The sequence below is a fragment of the Shewanella sp. LZH-2 genome (assembly GCF_016859145.1).
Taxonomy (GTDB): Bacteria; Pseudomonadota; Gammaproteobacteria; order Enterobacterales; family Shewanellaceae; genus Shewanella; species Shewanella xiamenensis.
The window spans coordinates 1571131-1594990 of sequence record NZ_CP069350.1 but is presented as its reverse complement, the minus strand read 5'-3'; the positions used below and the strand labels follow the sequence as shown (position 1 = coordinate 1594990).

The 23860-nt window shown below is 46.2% G+C and carries 22 protein-coding genes; 12 read left to right on the top strand and 10 right to left on the bottom strand.

Annotated features, from left to right (window positions below):
* Window positions 1–317: 317 nt before the first annotated feature.
* The 8 genes from JM642_RS07255 to JM642_RS07220 all read left to right on the top strand — a co-directional run bounded on the left by JM642_RS07255 (window position 318) and on the right by JM642_RS07220 (window position 11145).
* Window positions 318–1613, top strand: a complete 1296-nt coding sequence (locus tag JM642_RS07255) for an outer membrane protein transport protein (protein ID WP_037420213.1) — start codon at window positions 318–320, stop codon at window positions 1611–1613.
* A 100-nt stretch (window positions 1614–1713) separates the two neighbouring features.
* Window positions 1714–2100, top strand: a complete 387-nt coding sequence (locus JM642_RS07250; RefSeq protein ID WP_037428235.1) for a VOC family protein — start codon at window positions 1714–1716, stop codon at window positions 2098–2100.
* Window positions 2101–2258: 158 nt separating this feature from the next.
* Window positions 2259–2975 (top strand): SIMPL domain-containing protein, encoded by a 717-nt coding sequence (locus JM642_RS07245; protein WP_037420219.1) that lies wholly within the window; start codon window positions 2259–2261, stop codon window positions 2973–2975.
* A gap of 186 nt (window positions 2976–3161) precedes the next feature.
* Window positions 3162–4175, top strand: a complete 1014-nt coding sequence (locus JM642_RS07240) for an efflux RND transporter periplasmic adaptor subunit (protein ID WP_099458386.1) — start codon at window positions 3162–3164, stop codon at window positions 4173–4175.
* 35 nt (window positions 4176–4210) lie between these two features.
* Window positions 4211–7453 carry an efflux RND transporter permease subunit gene (locus tag JM642_RS07235; protein ID WP_203433302.1) on the top strand — a complete coding sequence of 1081 codons (3243 nt, stop codon included), beginning with the start codon at window positions 4211–4213 and terminating at the stop codon, window positions 7451–7453.
* Window positions 7454–7493: 40 nt separating this feature from the next.
* Window positions 7494–7706 (top strand): DUF2892 domain-containing protein, encoded by a 213-nt coding sequence (locus tag JM642_RS07230; protein WP_037428231.1) that lies wholly within the window; start codon window positions 7494–7496, stop codon window positions 7704–7706.
* A gap of 25 nt (window positions 7707–7731) precedes the next feature.
* Window positions 7732–8130, top strand: a complete 399-nt coding sequence (locus JM642_RS07225; protein ID WP_203433301.1) for a rhodanese-like domain-containing protein — start codon at window positions 7732–7734, stop codon at window positions 8128–8130.
* Between the two features lie 585 nt (window positions 8131–8715).
* Window positions 8716–11145, top strand: a complete 2430-nt coding sequence (locus tag JM642_RS07220; RefSeq protein ID WP_203433299.1) for a S8 family serine peptidase — start codon at window positions 8716–8718, stop codon at window positions 11143–11145.
* Between the two features lie 44 nt (window positions 11146–11189).
* Here JM642_RS07220 and JM642_RS07215 read toward each other — a convergent pair whose 3' ends face one another.
* The 9 genes from JM642_RS07215 to JM642_RS07175 all read right to left on the bottom strand — a co-directional run bounded on the left by JM642_RS07215 (window position 11190) and on the right by JM642_RS07175 (window position 19412).
* Window positions 11190–11735, bottom strand: a complete 546-nt coding sequence (locus JM642_RS07215) for a YaeQ family protein (protein WP_037420235.1) — start codon at window positions 11733–11735, stop codon at window positions 11190–11192.
* Between the two features lie 85 nt (window positions 11736–11820).
* Entirely contained in the window at window positions 11821–12732 is a 912-nt protein-coding gene (locus JM642_RS07210) for a bifunctional precorrin-2 dehydrogenase/sirohydrochlorin ferrochelatase (protein ID WP_055648740.1), read from the bottom strand.
* 320 nt (window positions 12733–13052) lie between these two features.
* Window positions 13053–13370 (bottom strand): DUF2007 domain-containing protein, encoded by a 318-nt coding sequence (locus JM642_RS07205; protein WP_037420242.1) that lies wholly within the window; start codon window positions 13368–13370, stop codon window positions 13053–13055.
* Window positions 13371–13631: 261 nt separating this feature from the next.
* Entirely contained in the window at window positions 13632–14579 is a 948-nt protein-coding gene (gene secF, locus JM642_RS07200; protein ID WP_037420245.1) for a protein translocase subunit SecF, read from the bottom strand.
* Between the two features lie 12 nt (window positions 14580–14591).
* Window positions 14592–16442: a protein translocase subunit SecD gene (gene secD / locus JM642_RS07195; protein WP_172589790.1), complete on the bottom strand. Its 1851-nt coding sequence runs from the start codon at window positions 16440–16442 to the stop codon at window positions 14592–14594.
* A gap of 17 nt (window positions 16443–16459) precedes the next feature.
* Window positions 16460–16792, bottom strand: a complete 333-nt coding sequence (gene yajC / locus JM642_RS07190) for a preprotein translocase subunit YajC (protein ID WP_037420249.1) — start codon at window positions 16790–16792, stop codon at window positions 16460–16462.
* Window positions 16793–16818: 26 nt separating this feature from the next.
* A complete protein-coding gene (tgt, locus tag JM642_RS07185) occupies window positions 16819–17943 on the bottom strand; it encodes a tRNA guanosine(34) transglycosylase Tgt (RefSeq protein WP_011622165.1) in 1125 nt (374 codons plus the stop codon).
* 160 nt (window positions 17944–18103) lie between these two features.
* On the bottom strand, window positions 18104–19141 hold the full coding sequence (queA, locus tag JM642_RS07180; protein WP_144375777.1) for a tRNA preQ1(34) S-adenosylmethionine ribosyltransferase-isomerase QueA: 1038 nt from the start codon (window positions 19139–19141) through the stop codon (window positions 18104–18106).
* Window positions 19142–19205: 64 nt separating this feature from the next.
* Window positions 19206–19412, bottom strand: coding sequence for a hypothetical protein (locus JM642_RS07175; protein WP_172589791.1), 207 nt, complete (start codon window positions 19410–19412; stop codon window positions 19206–19208).
* Between the two features lie 188 nt (window positions 19413–19600).
* Here JM642_RS07175 and JM642_RS07170 point away from each other — a divergent pair, with 188 nt between their 5' ends.
* From JM642_RS07170 to JM642_RS07160, 3 genes are all read left to right on the top strand, one after another.
* The gene (locus JM642_RS07170; RefSeq protein WP_037428216.1) at window positions 19601–20215 is read left to right on the top strand and encodes an acyl carrier protein phosphodiesterase; all 615 of its coding nucleotides are present in this window, start codon (window positions 19601–19603) and stop codon (window positions 20213–20215) included.
* Between the two features lie 124 nt (window positions 20216–20339).
* Window positions 20340–20789, top strand: coding sequence for a protein disulfide oxidoreductase (locus JM642_RS07165; protein WP_172589795.1), 450 nt, complete (start codon window positions 20340–20342; stop codon window positions 20787–20789).
* A 79-nt stretch (window positions 20790–20868) separates the two neighbouring features.
* Window positions 20869–21540 carry an RluA family pseudouridine synthase gene (locus JM642_RS07160; protein ID WP_172589792.1) on the top strand — a complete coding sequence of 224 codons (672 nt, stop codon included), beginning with the start codon at window positions 20869–20871 and terminating at the stop codon, window positions 21538–21540.
* 133 nt (window positions 21541–21673) lie between these two features.
* Here JM642_RS07160 and JM642_RS07155 read toward each other — a convergent pair whose 3' ends face one another.
* Window positions 21674–22108, bottom strand: a complete 435-nt coding sequence (locus JM642_RS07155) for a hypothetical protein (RefSeq protein WP_140906740.1) — start codon at window positions 22106–22108, stop codon at window positions 21674–21676.
* A 336-nt stretch (window positions 22109–22444) separates the two neighbouring features.
* Between JM642_RS07155 and JM642_RS07150 the strand changes: the two genes are divergently transcribed.
* Complete coding sequence (locus tag JM642_RS07150) at window positions 22445–23824, top strand: Gfo/Idh/MocA family oxidoreductase (protein WP_047537287.1); 1380 nt, start codon at window positions 22445–22447, stop codon at window positions 23822–23824.
* The last annotated feature ends 36 nt before the right edge of the window (window positions 23825–23860 follow it).

Here is a 23860-nt window from a genome sequence, read left to right as displayed (position 1 = left end):
GTAAAAAGCGTACAAGTGTACGCTTTTTACAATTTGTATAATTTTATTAACCTTCGCCTCATTACAAAGTATTAACCTCAATTAAAACCACCTCACCAATTAAAAGTCATAGATACCAAGCATCTGGCCAGACCATTCGTTCAAGCTAAAGTACAACCTAGTTTTAATTAACTGAAATTTAACAAATTTCAAATCTGGTCGGACTTGTTGAGATTACACACAATCCCTAACATGCCGAAGACTATAAAAGGATTTGCGCGTTGTTCTGGTAACTAGGACCGAACAAAATCCAATATCAAAATAATGAGAGAATAATAATGAAATCATTCAACAAGACGTTGCTTGCTGTTGCTGTTGCATTGGCGAGCTCACAGACTTTCGCTTCGGGTTTCCAATTAAACAGTCAATCGGCCACTGGTATGGGTCGTGCTTTTGCAGGTGATGCTGTTATTGCTGACAACGCTTCCGTGTTATCGCGTAACCCCGCAGCGATGGCATTATTTGATAAAGATGCGATCTCTTTCGGCTTAACCTATGCCGATATTACTGTTGACGTTAAAGACGTTAACTTTGCCGGTGGCGCCTATGACTTAGGCAGCATCGATGATGCGGGTAGCTCTAAAGTTATCCCAAACATTTTCTATATCCACCCAATCGACGATAAATTCGCCGTAGGTTTTGCGGCATTCTCTAACTTCGGCACAGGTACCGATGCCAGCTCACTTTCGAAGAGTTTGCCAGCAGGCTCACCAGCACCTTATGACCTACTTGGTGAAACAGAAGTAACCACGGTCAACTTTAACGCCAGCGTGTCTTACCGCATCAACGATATGTTCAGCATCGGTGCGGGTGTAGATGCCGTCTATGGTGAAGGTCGTTTAACCCGTAATATGGGCACCACGCCTCTGGTTGACGTAGACGCAGACGGCTGGGCATTTGGTGGTATCGTGGGTGCCACTGTTGAGTTAGATAAAGATAACCGTTTCGGTATCAGCTACCGTTTCAGCCCAACAGTCAATGTTGAAGGGGATATCAGCACCATCACCTCAACAACAATACCTGGCGTGGGTACGGTTCCTGTTACGACCAGTTTTGATAGTTTAGATGTACCGCTAGCAGATATTTTCCAAGTTGCGGGCTTCCATCAGATTACACCTAAGTTTGCACTGCACTATACCGCGCAATACAGTAAGTGGGGCAACTTTGATCAAATCACAGCTAAAGACGGTACAGCAACAATTGCAGCTGTAGGCGCCACTAAAAGCGTAGGTGATATCGCCCTTAAAGAATACCAATGGAAAGATTCATGGTTATTCAGCTTAGGTGGTACTTACACCATCAACGAACAATTCACCGTTCGTGCGGGTTATATGCATGACCAAGGCGTTGTAGACGAGATTAGTTCGATTTCATTCCCAGACTCTGACCGTAACTGGTACACAGCAGGTATGAGCTACCACATCAATCCACAAAACACCCTTGACTTTGGTATTGCCTTTATTAAGGGTGAAGAAGTTCACCTGATTGAAAACAGCGCAATCACAGGCCCTGTGAACGCAGTAACAGAATCAAGCGGTATGTACTACTCAGTACAGTACAGCTACCAGTTCTAAGCTGTTTCGAACACAAAAAAGCCGCATTTTTGCGGCTTTTTTGTATCTTGCGTATTTATTGCCTAAAGTTAATCCATATTCCTCTCACTCTATAACCCTTATGGCAAAAGTCATTGGACTTGGTGGTATTTTCTTCAAAAGTACCGATCCCGTTGCCTTAGCAACCTGGTATAAAACTCACCTTGAGATCCCTATTGAAAACTGGGGAGGCGCGGCGTTCTATCATAGTGATAAATCCATCCCGAGTTACCATGTATGGACACCGTTTGACGATAACACGACCTATTTTGCCCCCACGAATAAAAGCTTTATGGTGAACTTTATCGTGGACGATCTTGAGCAAGCCCTACTTCAAGTCACGCAGGGTGGCGGCGAGCAAATCGGCGATATTGAAGACTCTGAATTCGGCCGTTTCGGCTGGTTTATTGACCCCGATGGTAATAAAGTCGAATTGTGGCAACCTAGTGCAATCCCACCCATGAGCTAACAGGTTAACTTACAAGCCACTTTTGCGACAGCATGACGCTAATCCTGAATAACACCTGAGCATTTAGTATAAAGTTGAATGTGTTAGGCATTTGCCTATGCACAAAGCTAGCTAATTGAAGTAAGGTATCTGAAGGAATTCTATCAAGAGAGTCTGTTATGCAACGCAATTATCTACTTCCCGCCATCGTGCTCGGTGGTTTTTTATGTGCAGGCATGGTTTATGTTGGACAAAGCGCCAGCTCAGCGCTACTAGAAATGAAAGCACTAGAACGTACAGTCACCGTAAAAGGTCTTGCAGAAAAAGAAGTCAAAGCCAACATCGCTATCTGGCCGATTAACTTTACTGAGGTCGACAACAACCTCCCTAAGCTTTATGAAACTGTTCAGCAAAAAACCGACAGAGTCGTCGCCTTCCTTAAAGAAAGTGGATTTAGCGACAGTGAGATTACAGTGTCATTGCCATCCATCGAAGACCGTCAGGCCCAAGGCTATGTTGACCCCAATGTCAGGTATCGTTACTCGGCTAAGATTAATCTCTCTGTCTATACCTCACAAATTGATCTCATGCTAAGCACCCGTAAGCAAATGATAAACTTAGTTAAAGAAGGCATTGCTATCGCCAGCCAAGACTATGAAAACCGCACTGAGTTTTTATTTACGGCGCTCAATGATGTCAAACCGACCATGGTGCAGGAAGCAACGCAAAATGCGCGGGAAGTGGCCGAAAAGTTTGCTAAGGACTCACAATCGCGTCTGGGTAAGATTAAGAGTGCCAGCCAAGGCCAGTTCACGATTTCCGATCGTGACAGCAGCACGCCTTATATAAAACAAATTCGCATTGTTTCTACGCTGACCTATTATTTAAACGACTGATATTTAAGCCGCTCTGATTGCGGCTTAAAAATGATGACGATGGCGATTGATGTAAGGGAAAACGCATTCGCCTTTCCCCTATATTAGTGAAACCGATTACATTAAATTTTTCTAATAAATATTGATTGCCTATTGAAACCAACTCCATTAGAATTTACTCATGAATTACTTTTGGGATGATTTGTTATGGCTGCAATATCACGAACTCTGTTCACATTATTAGCATTTTCTACCTTCACGACGCAGGCATCTTCTTTAGAAACCTTGGAAGTGATGAGCAAACCCTACGCGAATTGGGTGACTTTAGATGCCAATATTGAGGCGGTAAAAGCTGCCACGGTGTCAGCGCAAACCTCAGGGCGTATCGTCAAACTCAACTACGATGTCAATGATGTGGTACCAGAAGGCGCAGCCTTACTCGAGATAACTAGTAAAGAACAAGGCGCTGAACTCGCAAGCTATGAAGCCGATCTCGCCAAAGCCACCGCACTAAATGTGGAGGCGCAGGCACAATATAAACGCTACAAAGAACTCTTTCCCCAAGGCGCGATTTCAAAAGGCGCTATGGATGAAGCAACCGCCAATGCTAAAGCTGCCGAACAAGCCGTGAGTGCGGCTAAGGCGCGGGTTATCAAGGCGACTGAGTCACTCAAATATACTGTGGTATCGGCCCCATTTAGCGGGATTGTTACCGAGCGTTTAGTCGAATTAGGTGAAACCGTGATTGTCGGTCAGCCGCTACTCTCTGGATTTTCACCAAGCCAAATGCGCGCCATCACCCAAGTGCCACAACGCTATATTCAACAGCTAAAAAGCGCCCCTGAATTTTTAGTACGCTTAAATGATGGTCGTGAAATCCTCTCTAAGGACCTCACCATCTTTAGCTTTGCCGATCCCGTGAGCCATAGCTATCAAGTGCGGATTAACCTGCCAAAGGATGAACCTAACCTGCAACCCGGAACTTGGGCCAAGGCGCTGTTTAAAAATGGCGAGCGAGAAAAAATCCAGCTACCGACCTCAGCGCTAATCACCATGAACGAACTCAGCAGTGTGTACCTGAAAAAAGGCGAGCAATTTGTGCTCACTCAGGTACGAGTATCAGAACCTGTCAATGGTGAAGTGGAAATACTCGCAGGACTTAAATCCGGAGATATTGTCGCCATGGATGCTTACCAAGTGTTGCTTGAGCAAAAGCAATAAATTCCCTAGCGATATCAATTTGATGAGGTTGTTGAATGAAACACGCTAATGAATCTCCGATGACACTTGGTATTTCGGGTCGGATTGCGGCCGCCTTCCAAAACAGTGCCATCACACCGCTGCTGGCACTTTTAGGCTTATTGCTCGGCTTATTTGCTATTTTAGTGACCCCAAAGGAAGAAGAACCACAGATTGACGTTACCTTTGCCGATGTCTTTATCCCCTTTCCTGGCGCCACTCCGGTCGAAGTTGAAAACTTAGTCACCCTGCCCGCCGAGCAAGTGATCTCTGAAATCAAAGGGATAGACACGCTCTATTCTTTCTCCCAACCCGATGGCGCCATGATCATTGTGATCTTTAAAGTCGGCGTAACCCGCAATGATGCCATAGTGAGTCTCTACAACCAGATTTATTCCAATATGGATAAACTGCCGCAGGGCGCGGGTGTGGGTGAACCATTAATTAAACCTCGGGGCATTGATGATGTACCTATTGTTAGCCTGACCTTATGGTCCAAGGACAAACAGGTCTCGGCCGAACAATTGACCCATGTTGCGCAAGGGTTAGAAACCGAAATCAAGCGTATCCCTGGCACGCGGGAGATATACACCGTCGGCCAACATGAGATAGTGGCCAATGTACGCATCGATCCCGCCAAAATGAATAGCTTTAATCTCACCTACGACAAGTTGAGACAAAGCCTAAATGACAATAATCACATCTCGATGCCTGCGTCTTTAGTACAAGGTAATCAAGAGATTAAGGTTCAGGCTGGGCAATTTTTACAAACAATAGACGATGTAAAACAGCTCGTTGTGAGTATTTCGCAGGATAAAAACGGCAAGCCTACCCCTGTTTATTTGGCCGATATCGCCGACATCAGTTTAAAGAGTGATATTCCCACTCAAAGCGTTTGGCACAGTGACAAGACAGATATTTACCCTGCGGTGACGATTGCCATAGGTAAACAACCGGGGCAAAACGCTGTCGATATCGCCGATGCAACGCTTGCTCGCATTGCTAAGGTCAAGAATGTATTGATCCCCAGCAATGTCGAAGTGACTGTTTCGCGCAACTATGGTGAGACGGCGGCGGATAAATCTAACACCCTTATTCTTAAGCTGATTTTTGCCACCAGCGCCGTTGTCGTATTGGTATTTTTAACCATGGGCGCCCGCGAGTCCTTAGTGGTCGGTGTCGCCATTATTATCACCTTGGCGATCACTCTATTCGCCTCATGGGCGTGGGGATTTACCCTCAACCGAGTGTCACTCTTCGCGCTGATTTTCTCCATCGGGATCTTGGTCGACGATGCCATTGTGGTAGTGGAAAACATTCACAGGCATATGGCGCTGGGTAAAAAATCCTTTAGTGAACTCATCCCCGTTGCGGTGGATGAAGTCGGCGGCCCGACGATTCTCGCCACCTTTACGGTTATCGCCGCCCTGCTGCCCATGGCATTTGTGTCAGGATTAATGGGCCCATACATGAGCCCGATTCCCATCAACGCCAGTATGGGCATGCTGATCTCCCTTGTGGTTGCCTTTGTGGTCACGCCCTGGCTAAGCCGTAAGCTGCTCAAACACCATAGTGGCCCAGCGACCGAAACTGTCCACAGCGACGATGCCGCGATAAATGAAAGTAAAATGGTGCGCCTGTTTACCCGTCTAATTGGCCCCTTCCTATTAGGTAAAGGCGCCCGTAAAGCACGGATTGGACTCGCTGCGGGTGTATTTGTATTGATCGGTATCGCCGTGGCCTTGCCCATAGGTCAGCTCGTGGTGTTAAAGATGCTCCCCTTCGATAATAAGTCAGAGTTCCAAGTGATGGTGGACATGCCAGAAGGCACACCAGTGGAACAAACCCAGCGCGTGCTTCAGGATTTAAGTCGTTACCTTGCCACTATACCCGAGGTGGAACATTTGCAGCTGTATGCTGGCACCAATGCGCCAATGAACTTTAACGGCTTAGTGCGTCACTATTTCCTACGTAATAGCCAAGAACTAGGCGATATTCAGGTCAATTTAGTCGATAAAAAGCATCGCAAACGCGATAGCCATAGCATTGCACTCTCAGTGAGAGAGGAACTACAGCAAATAGGTGCGCCATATCAAGCCAATATAAAAGTGGTTGAAGTACCACCAGGCCCACCAGTCTGGTCGCCGATTGTGGCCGAAGTCTATGGCCCAAGCCCTGCGATTCGTGAACAAACAGCTTATGATCTGCAGTCACTGTTCCGTGAGACTCAAGATGTGGTCGATATTGATATCTTCTTACCCGCAGCACAGCAAAAATGGCAGGTGATGATCGACCGCTCTAAAGCTAGCCTGATGGCGGTGCCCTATAGCAATATCGTTGATTTAATTGCGACCTCAGTGGGCGGTAAGGATGTAAGCTACTTGCATATTGCTCAGCAAAAACACCCCGTGCCTATCCGCCTGCAACTGCAAGAAGGGGCGAAAATCGATTTAGAACAAGTGCTAAACATGAAGTTACAAAGCCAAACTGGGCAATCCGTGCCCGTGTCTGAGCTGGTGACCATCAAGCGCGGTAAAATCGATGCCCCTATTATCCATAAGAATATGATCCCTATGGTGATGGTGATTGCCGATATGGCAGGCCCGCTCGACAGTCCGCTCTATGGCATGTTCGACATGGCGGGCAAAATCGACGGCGACGGTGGCTTAGGTTTCGATCAGCATTATATCCACCAACCAACAGGCTTAGACTCAGTGGCCGTACTTTGGGACGGGGAATGGAAGATCACCTATGAAACTTTTAGAGATATGGGTATCGCCTATGCCGTGGGCATGATTGCAATTTACTTATTGGTCGTCGCCCAATTTAGATCCTATCTCGTGCCGCTTATCATTATGGCGCCCATCCCACTGACGGTGATTGGAGTGATGCCGGGTCATGCCCTGCTTGGTGCGCAATTTACCGCCACCTCGATGATTGGCATGATTGCCTTGGCGGGGATTATTGTCCGTAACTCGATATTATTAGTGGATTTTATCAATCAGGAAACCGCCTCAGGTGTGCCCTTTGAGCGCGCAGTGATCCACTCGGGTGCGGTGCGAGCCAAACCGATTATGCTGACCGCTTTGGCGGCCATGATTGGCGCCCTGTTTATTTTAGATGATCCGATTTTCAATGGACTTGCGATCAGTCTGATTTTCGGGATTTTTATCTCGACCTTACTGACCCTAATCGTGATCCCTGTGCTTTACTACGCGGCGATGAAAAATCGCATAAACTTAACTCAAACAGCTGATTAACCCACAATAGCAGCCATCGCGCTGCCTCTAGGAGCAAGCTATGTCACTCGAACGCAGCATTATGGCCTTTGCCGGATTTATGGTGTTACTGTCTTTGGTATTAACCGCTTTTGTTCACCATAACTTTTTGTGGTTAACCGCCTTCGTAGGCGCTAACCTATTCCAAAGCGCTTTCACGGGTTTTTGCCCAGCGGCAATGGTATTACGCAAACTCGGCATCAAATCCGAAGCTGAAATCGCTAAACAACGTTAATGCAGATTTGCAAAGGAGAAAGTCAGTGTTTAACAAGTTACTGTTTGGCACTAAAAAATTACTTGGAGTAGCCCTATTGAGTCTTTTGTCACTCTCCATAGTACCTCATGCAGCAAATGCGGCAGATCAACAGCCTCAAGTAGCATGGGAGAAAATCGCTGCTGGGGCCATGGTGCTTGATGTTCGCACCCCTGAGGAATTTGCCGCGGGCCATTTAGCCAATGCGGTTAATATTCCCTTTGAGCAAGTCGCCGCAGAATTCGCTAAACGCGGTATCGCCAAAGATGCGCCAGTGGTGTTGTATTGCCGCAGCGGTCGACGCAGCAGTATCGCGACCGAAGCCTTAGTCGCGGCGGGTTACACTCAAACCTATAACGGTGGCGGTTATCAGACCTTAGCCGACGCTCAGCCTAAAACAGAGTAACTTGCTGTTTCGATTCACGATGGAAAAGCGCCTGTTGGCGCTTTTTTATATTTCTGCCGAGATTCATGTATCTCACCGACCACTCACTAGTCGATTATCCTGTTGCGCTCATGCATAAAAGCCAATAAATTGGCAAATGCCAAACCACCGACGCATTAACTCAATAAAATTGCATAATCAATCACTTGAATTAAACTCAACATCAAACACTGAAAAATACTATAGATTTCTCATCTTTTAATTCCAAAAAATTATAAATTTAAATTTCAACCACTTAAACAATACCCTTAACTCATTATTCGCTGTTGAAGCCGCTAGAATTCACTTTTACTTATTCACCTTTTCCACATAAATAAACATAAATAGTGCCAACACATTCGTTACAAGTTGTAACAATTGATTATTTATTCAATAAATTCGCTTATTACCTCAGACAATTTTACCAACCGCCATACCATTAACATTTAATTTACAAATACTTACACGAAAGATAAATTCACTAATCGAGTAGCATCTGAGTCGTAGTTATTCTTTAAAAGCACAAAATAATAATGATTAACTCTAAATTGAACATGGAAGAAAAACATGACAATCAACCGAACCACTAAAATAGCCCTGAGTTTATCCAGCTTAGCTATTGCAATTTCAGCAAGTGTTCATGCTGCCCCCGACGTACCGGGTTTCAACGCAGCGATGCAAGCACAGACCTCTCCTTTGCCTAAGCGCTATATCGTTAAATTTAAAAATGCCGATGCTCCCGCTCTGATGTCTGTCGATAGTGCTCAAGTCAGCGACCAATTACCCACCACCATGAACTACCAGCCTAAAGTGGCTGAAATTAGCGCCCAGCACAGTGTGCTGAACAAGGCGCAAGCCAAAGAAATGAAGCGTATTGGCCGCAGTAACAGCTACTCGGTCAAGCTAGATAACAATGGCATTAAGGCATTAAGAGCCCGCGCCGATGTGGAATATGTGGAAGAAGACATGCCACGCCGCTTTTTAAGTGAAACAACCCCTTGGGGGCAAACCTTTGTGGGTGCGACCCAATTAAGCGATAGCCAAGCGGGTAACCGCACCATCTGTATTATCGACTCAGGTTATGACCGTGGTCACAGCGACTTAAGCGGTAACAATGTCACAGGCACCAATAACTCCGGCACAGGTAATTGGTTTGAACCTGGCAATAACAATGCCCATGGTACCCACGTTGCTGGTACTATCGCGGCGATCGCCAACAACGACGGCGTGATTGGCGTGATGCCAAATCAAAATGCCAATATCCATGTGATTAAAGTATTTAATGAAGCTGGCTGGGGTTACTCATCTTCACTCGTATCTGCGGTCGATACCTGCGTGAATAATGGCGCCAATGTGGTCACCATGAGTTTAGGTGGCGCAGGCTCAAGTACAACCGAGCGCAATGCCTTAGCCGCCCACTACAATAACGGTGTACTCTTGATTGCAGCCGCGGGTAACGATGGTAACAATACCCATAGCTACCCCGCTTCGTACGATGCGGTAATGTCAGTAGCGTCTGTTGATAATCACAAGGACCACTCAGCCTTCTCGCAATACACCAACCAAGTCGAGATCTCGGGTCCTGGTGAAGCCATTCTCTCTACAGTTACACGCGGTGAAGGACGTTTAGCCGATATTACTATCGGTGGTCAGTCATACTTTAACTCCGGCGTTGTGCCACACAATCGCTTTACGCCATCAGGCACTAACTATGCCCCCAATCCATTCAATGGCACGGCAACCGCAACCTTAGCCGAATGTACGGTTAGCGGCTCAACCTTCAACTGCGGCAATATGACCAACAAAGTCTGTCTAGTTGAGCGTGTGGGTAACCAAGGCACTTCTTATCCAGAAATCAATGCGGTAAAAGCCTGTAAGAATGCGGGCGCTAGCGCTGTTATCGTGTACAGTAACACCGCCTTACCTGGACTACAAAACCCCTTCTTGGTCGATGCTAACAGCGAAATCAACATGGTGTCAGTGTCTGTTGACCGTGCAACCGGTCTAGCACTGCGTAACCAGTTAGGCGCAACCGTTACCGTAAGCAACCAAGGTAATAAAGACTACGAGTACTACAACGGGACATCGATGGCGACTCCACATGTTTCAGGCGTAGCAACCTTAGTGTGGAGCTATCACCCAGAATGTAGCGCTGCTCAGGTGCGTAATGCACTCAAGCAAACGGCTGAAGACTTAGGCACAGCTGGCCGTGATGATTACTATGGTTATGGTCTGGTCAATGCCGTTGCAGCGAAAACCTTCTTAGATGCGTCCTGTAATGGTCCTACGGATCCGGTTGACCCTACACCAACTGACAGCGTGTTAGTGAACGGTGTGCCAAAAACTGGTCTAAGCGGCGCCGCCAGTGAAGAACTGCATTTCTCTTTTGAAGTACCACAGGGTGCAACTAACTTAGGTTTTGTGATGAACGGTGGCACGGGTGATGCGGATCTGTACGTACAGTACGGCGCAGCGCCGACGACCTCAAACTACGATTGCCGTCCATACAAAGGTGGTAACAGTGAATCTTGCCCAATCAGCAACGTTCAATCAGGTACTTACTACGCGATGGTGAAAGGTTATTCATCCTTTAGCGGTGTATCGTTAACCGCAAGCTACACAGCCCAAAGCGGTGGTGGTACTCCTACCACGCCTGCAAGCTACACCAACACCGATAACTACAATATTCCTGATAATAAAACAGCAGGGATCACTAGCCCAATTACAGTGACCCGCACTGGCAATTCAGGAACGGTTACTGCTGTGGTTAATATTGTTCATCCTTATATCGGTGATTTAAAAGTGCAATTGATCAGCCCAAGTGGTCAAACTTCAACATTGCACAATAGAACAGGTTCTGGCACTGACAATATCAATAAGAGCTACACAGTGGATATGACTGGCGTTGAGTCGAGCGGTGTGTGGAAACTCAAAGCGGTAGATAGCGGCCGTGGTGACGTAGGTTATATCGATAGCTGGGAATTGAAATTCCAATAATCACAGCGAATTAACACAAGAGCCTGCAATCACAGGCTCTTGTATTATTGATAATCCTTAAGCATCTCTGGTTCGATAAGCAGACTATGCTCATTGTCAGATAGCCAGACTTGCCCTTCACTGATAGACGCTTGCAGCGACATAGTGCGGCTCACTAACGCCTCCATCGCCGTCACTGACTCTTCGGCAATATTCCATACTTTCAAATTTTTATAGCGCTCTAATGCCGCTTGATTCTGTTTCCACCAAATAGGAACACTACGTCCGCCGTAGGTAAACAGCTGCACCGCTTTCGCGCGGCCGCTCGCCTTACGCAGCCATTTTTCATCGGCTTGGCCAAACTCAATCCACAGGTTTACTTCCCCTGAGAGACTCTTATCCCACAGTTCGGGTTCGTCATCCACACACAATCCCTTAGTAAAGCTTAAGGTCTCGGAAGCATTGAGGATAAAAGCAAGCAAACGCACCATCATGCGACCATCGGTTTCCGAAGGATGCTGCGCTAACGTCAGTTGATGATCTTGATAATATCCCCGGTCCATATCAGCGATCTGAAGATTGACCTTAAACACGGTCGCTTTAAGCGCCATAGTACATCCTAAGCTTAATGATAAAAAATAACGGCGAGTCTACCTAAGACTCGCCGTCAGCTCAAACAAACTACGATAAAGAAGACTAAATCGCCCCGGGGCGTAAATGCTTCGCGACAGGAAAGTGGGCCTTTAGCTGATTAATTTTCTGAGTATCGGCAACAATCAGCATTCTTGTGCCCTGCTCATATTCGTGAGTTATTTCGCTCAGAGCGAGTAATCCGCCGCGGTTAGCATCACGGCGAACGAATTCTGATAATTCATCCGTTAAGGTCTCTTGGCTATAAATCCAGTCAAGGCGTTGCAGTAACGGCATGGCCGCCAGCGGCAATAACTCGACGGGGGTAGCCTCATCCAATAACAGGATTTCTCCACGGCTGACGATATGGTTAAAAGCATTTTGGTAATGCTCTAGCGTACGTGCATCAAACCTATCACCATTGGTATCGAAAAAACGTTCCCAAAATAATCGACGTGTCGCGGTTTTGGTGAGGCGTTGTTGTACTTCGAGACGTTTGTCGGCCACAAAGTCAAATAGCGGTTTCAAGGATTGCGGTAGACTGGCTTCTAATCTCGCTCGGATGGTACGGGCAAATACAGGCGCGGCCCCTGCCGTACTGATCGCCACAACAAGGCGCCCTCTATCCACGATGGACGGCGTAATAAAACGGCAAAAAGCGGGATTGTCCACGGCATTAACCCAAATGCCACGCTCAGTGGCTAAGGTCGCTAATTCACTATTGAGTTTATCGTTGGCCGTTGCGAGATAAATAAGATCGTAATTTTGAATATCAGCCTGCACGACTGATCGTTGTGACAATAATATCCGTCCCTTATCAGCATAGGCTTGCACCTCAGAATTTACCTCTGGCGCAATAACATGGATATTCGCTTCGGTACGCGTCAGCAAGGCAAGTTTACGACTCGCTACATCCCCTGCCCCAACAAGCAGCACATTCAGATTAACGGTATCAATAAATAACGGGAAATATTGCATCGTATAAGCCTAATAAATATTGAGTAAAAACAAACTTCAATTATTTTCATGCACAGGGTTAACATCTGTTTTGGCCTATAAAAATCAAGGCTCTGATTCTAAACAGCGTTAACTCAACATTATGAATAAACGCATTATCTGACAGAATAATGCAGGCATATCTTATCGTACTAACTAAATGATAAGTCAGCGTAGATTAACACGATACTCAACAATAAATACTTAATAATATGAATAAGTTAGAAAATTTTTATCTAAATAAAAATATGCAATGATGGTCGGGAATATGGATCCCGACGATAGATGGATTGATGAGTAAATTAATTATGGCTCTCGCTACGCTCAGCACTACAATGCCAACACAATTCGAAGCTGCCCTCATTCATCTCATGGCACTGTACACATTGCCATTGGGGACTAACCACATCCAAGCCGCTTAATTGCGCTTGTGCGTTAGCCAACTGCGACTCTCGAACCCAAAGCTCAACATTGTGAAGATTGGCAGGTAACTCACCAACGCCACCCAACAAGGCCTCTCCACGCAACTCCACATGAATACCGCAGGCTTCTAATAATCCCTTCCATGTATGGGCCTGTAATAGGTTTCCACCAGCAATTAATGTTTTACGTTCTTCCATGCGACTTCCTACTGCATTTATCTTTTAAAAATAGCGGCAGCCGACATCCTACAGTGAAATAACTGAGCCTGTCGAGTGCTGTTTTTTACGCCAGTTGTTAATCAATTTAACATTTACGTTTTACAGCATTAGTCACTATAAAGTTGTGAGTTTGATAGCAGATTATCGAAAGTGAGTAATCATGGCGAAAAAAATGCCACTTTAAAAGTGGCATTTTTATCAACAATATTGGTATCTAAAATAGATTAATTTGAGACCAATTTACGGCATCATCGGTGGTTGATCTGCACCTTCTTTCTCTATCTCAACTGGCATCATATGCTCACGGCAAATGCCGAGTTTGATCGCTAAGAAACTCGCCACATAGATAGAAGAGTAAGTACCAACGAAAATACCCAGTAACAGTGCGGTCGCAAAGCCATGGATCATGGTGCCGCCCTTCAGGAACAGCGCAACAACTGTCACCAGCGTCGTACCCGTCGTGATAATGGTACGGCTCATGGTTTGGGTAATTGAAACGTTCACGACTTCTTCAGGATCGCTCTTACGCATCTTGAGGAAGTTTTCACGGATACGGTCAAATACCACGATGGTATCGTTCAGTGAGTAACCGACTACCGTTAACACACCAGCTAATACTGTTAGGTCAAACTCCAGTTGAAATACTGAAAACACCCCTAAGGTCACAATCACGTCATGGGCCAATGCCGCGACTGAACCCGCAGCCAAACGCCATTCGAAACGAAACGAAACGTAGATCATGATACAGATTAGTGCAACTAACACGGCTAAACCGCCCTGCTCTGCCAGTTCTTTACCCACCTGAGGACCGACGAATTCAACCCGTTTTTGTTGAACGCCGGCATCCACTTGCTGGGCAGCTGTCATCACAGATTTAACCTGGGCATCGCTGCTCACGCCTTCTTTCACTGACAGACGAACTAACACGTCGCGACTTGAACCAAAGTTTTGCACAATCGCGCCATCTAATTCAGGCGATGACAGTTTTGTTCGCAACACGTTCAAATCAACAGGTTGAGTGAACTCCATCTCAACCACAGTACCGCCAGTAAAGTCTAAGCCCCAGTTGATACCCTTAGTCGCCAGAGAAACAAGCGAACCCAATACCAAAATGGCCGACATAATACTGATAGGCAGCGCATGACGGAGGAAGTTAACCGTACGTTTTAAAGATAAAATTTCTAACATTATCACTTCCCCTTAGATAGACAGCGTCTTCACGCGCTTACCGCCCCAAATCGCGTTAACGATTGCGCGGGTTCCCACGATAGCGGTAAACATTGATGTCGCAATACCGATCATCAGGGTCACTGCGAAGCCTTTGATCGCGCCCGTACCTACGGCGAACAGGATCAATGCTGTTATGAAGGTAGTAATGTTAGCGTCGGCGATAGTAGAGAATGCGTTGCCGTAACCTTCGTGAATGGCCTGTTGCACGCTGCGACCAGCACGTAACTCCTCACGAATACGCTCGTAAATCAGTACGTTACCATCAACCGCCATACCCACAGTTAACACCATACCCGCAATACCTGGCAGGGTTAACACGGCGCCAGGGATCATAGACATCACCCCAACCACCATCACTAAGTTGGCCGTTAGGGCCAAGTTGGCGATAAAGCCAAAACTGCGGTAGTAAACCAACATGAAGATAAGCACGACTGCCATACCCCAGATCATGGCTTGCACACCGCTTTCGATGTTTTCCGCACCCAGGCTTGGACCAATGGTACGCTCTTCCACAATCGATACTGGCGCGATCAAAGCACCTGCACGTAGCAATAACGCGAGGTTTTGTGCTTCACCGTGGCTTAACCCCGTGATCACAAAGTTGCGGCCTAAACGTGCTTGAATCGTCGCTACTGAAATCACTTCTTGGATTTTCAGCATTTTGACGCTGCCATCGGCGTTACGTTCACCACTGTCTTTATATTCAATGAATAAGGTCGCCATCGGTTTACCGATATTGTCCTTAGTCACGTTAGAAAAAATGGTACCGCCTTTAGCGTCGAGGTTAATGCTTACCTGTGGACGGCTATATTGGTCAAAGCTGGGTTGTGCGCCAGTGATATGATCACCCGTTAGCATCACTTCCTTCTTCAGCACCACTTGACCGCCTTCACGGCGTTGATACACCTCAGAACCCGCGGGTATACGGCCAGATTGCGCCGCATTAGGGTCAGCCTTATCGTCCACCATATGGAATTCAATCGATGCGGTTGCACCTAAAATTTCCTTGGCGCGAGCAGTATCTTGTACACCTGGTAACTCAACGATAATACGCTCAGCACCTTGGCGTTGTACCACAGGCTCAGCTACCCCTAACTCGTTCACACGGTTACGGATAGTGGTAATGTTTTGCTGCAAAGCTTCTTCTTTAATCTGCTTGAGATAGGTTTCGCTCATCACGGCTTGCAGGGCAAAATCTTCACCCTTGCTCACATCGGTGAACACCATATCGTTGCTACGGGATTTTAAGAAACGTTCTGCACTGGCTAAACTTTCAGCATCACGGAATTTAATCTCGATACCTTGAGCATTGTTGCGAATGCCCGCGTAACGGATTTTTTCTTCACGTAATTGTGAACGGAAATCAGCCACTTTGGCTTCTTCCATCTTACGAATGGCTTCGCCCATGTCCACTTCCATCAGGAAGTGCACACCACCACGAAGGTCCAAACCGAGTTTCATTGGGCTACCACCCATAGACTCGAGCCATTTAGGTGTTGCAGGGGCAAGGTTAAGTGCTACGGTAAACTTATCACCTAAGTCTTCGGCGATGGTTTCCTTGGCCAACAATTGTTGATCCGCGTTTTGTACACGAACCAACAATTGGCCTTTTTCAAGCTCAGAACGCTTTACCGCAATGCCCTTACTGGCTAACAGCTCGTTCACTCTGGCTTGGGTAGATGCCGTGACTTCAGCACCTCGAGTCGCCACTACTTGCACCGCATGATCTTCACCGAACAGGTTAGGTACGGCATAGAAACAACCTATGGCGATGATAAGCACCACCATAATGTTCTTCCACATTGGGTATTTATTTAACACGCCTGAGCCCTCTTGGCTTACAACGACTGGATAGAGCCCTTAGGCAATACAGCTGCAATGTAATCTTTTTTAATTGTAATTTGAGTCGTGTCGTTCAAGCTCAGTAACACGTAGTCATTGTCATCGCTGATCTTTGCAATCTTGCCTAAAATGCCGCCGCTGGTCAGCACTTCATCACCTTTTCCAAGTGATGACATCAGGTTTTTGTGCTCTTTAACACGCTTCGATTGCGGACGGAAAATCATGAAATAGAAAATCAGGCCGAAAATCACCAGCATGAAAATCAATTCCATAGTGCCACCACTCTGTGGAGCGCCAGCAGCATTTGCATATGCATTTGAAATGAACATAGTTTTCTCTTCTTATTAGCAAAAAATCAATCGACTAACTCTGGTACTTCGCGACCTTGACTGGTATAGAAGTCCTTCACAAAGGCGTCTAATGTACCCGTCTCAATCGCACCGCGCAAACCTTCCATTAACATTTGATAGTATCTCAAGTTGTGAATGGTGTTTAAACGCGCACCCAGAATCTCATTACAACGATCTAAATGGTAAAGGTATGCCCGTGAATAGTTTTTACAGGTATAACAATCACACTTAGGATCGAGCGGTGAAGTGTCATCACGATGACGCGCGTTGCGGATCTTGATGACACCTTCACTGGTAAACAGATGGCCGTTGCGGGCGTTACGGGTTGGCATCACACAGTCAAACATGTCGATACCACGACGCACACCTTCAACTAAATCCTCTGGCTTACCGACCCCCATCAGATAGCGCGGCTTGTCAGCAGGAATTTGTGGACAGACATGCTCAAGAATGCGATGCATGTCTTCCTTAGGCTCACCTACGGCCAAACCACCGACGGCATAACCGTCGAAACCAATTTCGACTAAGCCTTTTAAGCTCTCGTCGCGTAAATCTTCATACACACTGCCTTGGATAATCCCAAATAATGAATTGGGGTTTTCCAGGCGGTCAAACTCGTCGCGTGAACGCTTAGCCCAACGCAGTGACATCTGCATTGACTTGCGCGCTTCATCTTCGGTTGCTGGATACGGAGTACATTCGTCAAAAATCATTACCACATCACTGCCCAATGCATGTTGAATTTGCATTGACTTTTCAGGATCTAAGAAGATTTTCTCGCCGTTAATTGGCGAGCGGAAATGCACACCTTCTTCAGTAATTTTACGAATGTCACCCAAACTGAACACTTGGAAACCGCCCGAATCGGTCAGAATAGGACGCTGCCAATTCATAAAATCGTGAAGGTCACCATGCTTACGCATGATTTCTTCGCCAGGGCGTAACCACAGGTGGAAAGTGTTACCGAGCAGAATATCGGCGCCAGTAGCACGCACTTCTTCTGGCGTCATCCCTTTTACCGTACCGTAAGTCCCTACAGGCATAAATGCTGGGGTTTCCACTGTACCACGTTCAAAAATCAAGCGACCACGGCGCGCACGGCCGTCGGTAGTGTCAAGTTCAAATTTCATCATTCACCTCGCCAGATAAACAGTCTGACTACATTTTTAATGGCAAGCGCCATTTTGATTAACAATAGAGATAGGGACAGTTCAAAAAGGTTCAACCTTTGGCTGAAAAAATATCCGCCCAAACTCAATGTGGGCGGCTATTTTAAAACAAAATCTTGGTCTAGTGAGCTTTTTTCGTCACAAACATGGCATCGCCATAGCTAAAGAAGCGATATTTTTGCGTGATTGCGTGTTGATACGCCACCATAACATGATCAAAACCCGCAAAGGCACTAACCAACATGATGAGCGTCGATTCCGGCAGGTGAAAGTTAGTGATCATGGCATCGACGATTTGGAACTGATACCCAGGGTAGATAAAGATATCGGTATCACCGCTAAAGGCTTTAAGTTCGCCTTCACTTGCACGGGCCGCACTCTCCAGTGAACGTACAGACGTCGTGCCCACAGCAACCACACGTTTGCCTGCCGCTTTCGTTTGGGCAATTAAATCCACCACATCCTGCGGCACATTGGCCCACTCGGAATGCATTTTGTGCTCGAGCACATTATCGACGCGCACGGGTTGGAAGGTGCCTGCACCGACGTGCAGAGTCACAAAGGCGATACTTACGCCCTTGGCTTTTAATGCCTCAAGCATGACATCATCAAAGTGTAGACCCGCCGTTGGCGCGGCAACCGCACCGGGGTTCTGATTATACACGGTTTGATAGCGCTCTTTATCGGCATCCTCATCGGGACGGTCGATATAAGGAGGCAATGGCATATGCCCTACTGCTTCGAGCACTTCTAAAATTGTGAGATCGGATAAGAGTTCGAGTTCAAATAAGGCGTCATGGCGAGCAGCCATCTTCATCTCATAACCGCCGTCGAGATGAATAATGCTATCTACTTTCGGGGATTTAGAGCTGCGCACATGGGCGAGAATACGCTTATCGTCGAGCATACGCTCAACTAAAATCTCGAGTTTGCCACCACTGGCCTTTTGGCCAAATAAACGTGCTGGGATCACCCGGGTATTGTTAAATACCATTAAATCGCCGGGATTAATCATCTCCAGCAGATCGGTAAACTGTTTATCGGCGAGCGTGCCAGTATTGCCATCTAAGGTTAACAGACGTGACGCCGTACGTTGCGCCATGGGATAACGAGCGATGAGTTCGTCGGGAAGATCGAAAGAAAAGTCTGTTACGCGCATGCAAAGGCCTCTAGATAGCTTAGAACGGCGGCTAGTCTATGGTTAGAGGCCAATAAGATCAAGATTACTTGTTCGCGATATCCATATCGGTCACTGCATCCTGCTCATTGAGCGTATTTGAGCTCAATGCGTCATCCACATCATATTTAGCCCGAGTGCGAGCAAAATGATCGATGCTGAAACTATGTTGCTCATAGGGAATATCAACCAGCATTTTTTTACGTTTGGGACGCTCGTCTTTACCAAGCATTTTGATGAACCAGTTCCACATCGTCCATGATCCTTAACAGGTTAGTTGATTAGCGCATTTTCTGTCTTTAGCATCAGCATTTACACTCCTGTTAGAAATGCTGAATCTAGCACTACCTTACAAAAGCACACGATTTTTGCCTATTTGCACTTTCCTCAGCGCGCCTGCCCATGATAACGTGAACCAACGCGATTAACCAAGCACAAAAAATGAACATTCTTACACACTTACATCTGGCTGATATCAGTAAAACCCACCTTGGTGCCAATCTAGCAGGCAATTTTATTACCGCGTCGATAGACAATGCCCCACAAGCACTACGCCAAGGACTGTGGTTAAACCATGAAATCAATCAGCTCTGTGCGACCCATGAGTTGACTCAAGAACTCATCGCATTGTTTCCTAAACAGTTAACAAGTATAGCAGCAGATTTGATGTTCATCAGTTTCGATTATTATTTAGCCTTCTACTGGGAAGAATATCATCATCTGTCACTGCCTGATTTTAGCCAAAAAGCCTATAGTGAACTGGCAGAATTTGCCGCGCAAAGCGATGTGTATCACCCTCAGCTATGCCTAGACATTATCGCCGATATGCGCCGTCAAGATTGGTTAAACGGCTACGCCACACCTAAGGGCATTCAACAGGCATTAACCCAAAGGGCCAAAGGTCATCCGCACAGTGCCTTATTTAACGGTGCGGATAAAATTTTAGCCCAAATGCAGATTGAGACAGAAACCGCCTTTCGTACCTTCTACCCCCAGTTGATGGCCTATACCCGTATTTGGAGCCGTAAAACTCCGAGTGACTATTTACCCGAATAATCCCGAGGAGACCATCTCAGTGATAAGAGCAAGCTCAAGGGAGCAATCACCTCATCCAAAGGGATGGAAACAAAAACTGCAAAGCCCTCGATTTTGGCTAAAGCAGCTTAGGGATTTAACCATTATGGCGCTACTGCTCTATGGGGTAAGCCTCTATTTACAACGGGATATGGTCACAGGCCAAGCGCCAGTATTAAGCGGTATTACCATTGATGGCGGCAAGTTTGCACTTAATACAGCCCAAACTGAGCCAACATTAGTCTATTTCTGGGGAACCTGGTGCCCAGTATGCCGCGTAACATCGCCGATGGTTGAGACCATCAGCCAAAATCATCGGGTGATTTCAGTCGCCGTTGCTTCAGGTAGTGATAGTGAGATTCAAACCTTTATGGATGAACATCAATATCACTTTCCGGTACTTAATGATGATGGTGGAACGCAAAGTGCTCTCTGGGGCGCGATGGCATTTCCAGCCATTTATGTTATCGATACGCAAGGAAATATTCGTTACGTTACCTCAGGAGTCACGTCTACCTGGGGGATGAAGTTTAGATTATGGTTAGCGCAGTTTTAATGCCCCATGACATTGTTGAGAATATACTGCTTAGTAACTGATATTTTGCTAGTATGGCCTCGCAAAAGATGAGGATACGATGCAGATATTTGATTACCAGCCCCCTTCAGTCCCTTGGTTAGATCTTCGCTATCAAGATAGAGATGTGATCGTTATTAATAAACCTTCGGGCTTATTGTCTAATCCCGGCAGAGCCGCACATACCTTCGATTGTGCCCTCACTCGGCTGCAACGTCTTTATCCTGAAACGATTCTGGTGCACAGACTCGACTGCGCCACCTCAGGCATTATGGTTTTTGCGCGCAATAAAAAAGCCGAATCCCACTTAAAAACCCAGTTTCAAGATCGACAAAGTGAGAAAGTGTATATTGCTGAGGTCATGGGACTGGTCGAGCTGGATGCAGGTATAATTGATTTAGCTATCGCCCCCGACCCCGAGCATCCACCCTATCAAAAGACCCAAGCGGCGGGGACGGCTGGCGCGAAAAGTGCTTTGACCCATTACCGAGTGCTAGAAAGACGCGAAAACAGCACCTTAGTGGAATTAACCCCAGAAACGGGCCGAACCCACCAGCTTAGGGTACATATGCTCGCCCTTGGGCATCCCATTTTAGGGGATGAATTTTATGGTAATGCTGAGGTGATCAAGGCCAGACCGAGACTGTGTCTCCATGCCCAAAGCTTGAGCTTTACCCATCCGTATTCGGGTAAAAGGATGCATTTTTACAGTCAGCATTCTTTCAATGAATAATCGGCAAAAATACAAGAGGTCGCGTTAAGCGACCTCTGTTTTAACCAAACCTGACCATCCCGCTACACAGGGATAAGCTTGAGAGGGAATATTATTCGCCCAACTCAGTTGCCATTAAAAAATCACAACCGTTTTAAGCAACGCGCTGATTAAAATCAATATCCACAACTAATTTATCTACTTGAAAATAACTACCCTGTTCGTTGCAAAATTGCAGTTGCATATTAGGCGTTACCATAAAATACTCACCGAAGAAATTACCGCCCACATCTTCTACTTTTTTGCCCTGTGGCGTATCAGTTAAATTGACTTCATCTAAGCTATGGCAGCCATCACTGAACCAAGTTTCTAAATAATATTTATCTGCTTCTTTATAGAGGGTAATTTTGTCACCTAGCAGTGGACGCTCATCTAACCAACGACCAATAATTTCACGATTTTGCATATCTGTCTCCCGCCAATGTAGGCGACGGCGTTTTTCAATCCCAGACATCCTGATATCCTTATGCAATACCCAATCACCTAAAGTGAACGTCAGTTGTGGTAGTACATTAAGCATAGAACCCATTTACCGCTTTACTCCCCCGAGTCGCAAATTACGTCAAACTCATCAAAAAATGTAATTTTTTGGTTAAATTTAATTTGCTAAACATTTAAAAACTAAAAGATAATTTAGCTTGATTAATTAATGGGCAGTGTAGCTTAATTAGAAAATAAAAACGCGATCTTTATCACTATTTACCTATCGCTAAAGTAAAGATAAATAACCTGTTGCAATACGGTTTATTTAATTACGTATGAATGAGCTTGTTACATCTTTTAATGTCCACTTACAGTGAGATTCTGATATAACAAGATGGATTAAAATCGCCCTACAAATAAACAACAATAAAGCAGGAAGCCTATGCACAATATTCATCGCCGCCATTTTCTGAAAGCCGCAGGCGCCGTCACTGCCGGCCTTGTTACGGCCAATATTGCCCTCGACGCTACCGCCAGTAACGTTGCCCCGAAACCCAGTCGTGGGAAATCAGTTATTGGACTCATTGCCCCTAAAATGGAGGTGGTTAGAGTTGGTTTTATCGGTGTGGGAGAGCGTGGATTTAGCCATGTCGAACAGTTTTGTCACTTAGACGGCGTGGAGCTAAAAGCCATTTGCGATACGCACCAAGCGGTTATTGATAGAGCGGTTGAGCATATCGTTAAACAAAAACGGCCAAAACCTGCGATCTATACCGGCAATGATTTGAGCTATCGCGAGCTATTAAACCGTGATGACATCGATATTGTGATTATTTCCACTCCGTGGGAATGGCATGCTCCAATGGCTATCGACACTATGGAAAGTGGTAAACACGCCTTTGTTGAAGTACCACTCGCCCTCACAGTCGAAGAGTGCTGGCAAATCATCGATACCGCCGAGCGTACCCAGAAAAACTGCATGATGATGGAAAACGTCAATTACGGTCGTGAAGAACTGATGGTGCTTAACATGGTGCGCCAAGGCTTATTTGGCGAATTACTCCACGGCGAAGCCGCTTATATCCATGAACTGCGCTGGCAAATGAAAGAAATTGATCATAAAACCGGATCATGGCGCACTTATTGGCATACTAAACGCAATGGTAATTTATATCCCACTCACGGTTTAGGGCCTATTTCCCAGTATATGAATATCAACCGCGGTGACAGATTCGATTACCTGACTTCCATGAGTTCGCCAGCTTTAGGTCGTGCTTTATATGCTAAGCGAGAATTTCCCGCCGATCATGAACGTAATCAGCTCAAATACATTAATGGCGATATGAGCACTAGCCTGATTAAAACCGTGAAAGGCAGAACCATTATGGTTCAACACGATACCACCACCCCAAGACCCTACAGTCGCCATAATCTAATCCAAGGCACTAACGGTGTGTTTGCTGGCTTCCCTAATCGTATCGCAATCGAAAATGGGGGTTTTGGTCAGAGTTACCACGAGTGGGATATGGACATGCAAAAGTGGTATGACAAATACGATCACCCACTGTGGCAACGTATTGGTAAAGAAGCCGAAATCAACGGCGGTCACGGCGGCATGGATTTTGTGATGCTTTGGCGAATGATCTACTGCCTACGTAACGGCGAGGCACTCGATCAGGATGTCTATGATGGTGCGGCTTGGTCTGTGGTCAATATTTTAAGTGAACAATCACTCAATAACCGCAGTAACTCAGTAAACTTTCCCGACTTTACCCGCGGCGCATGGGAACATGCTAAGCCCCTAGGGATTGTGGGAGCCTAAATCGCGCTGAGTTGAGCGTGTAGCAGTAGATTAAGG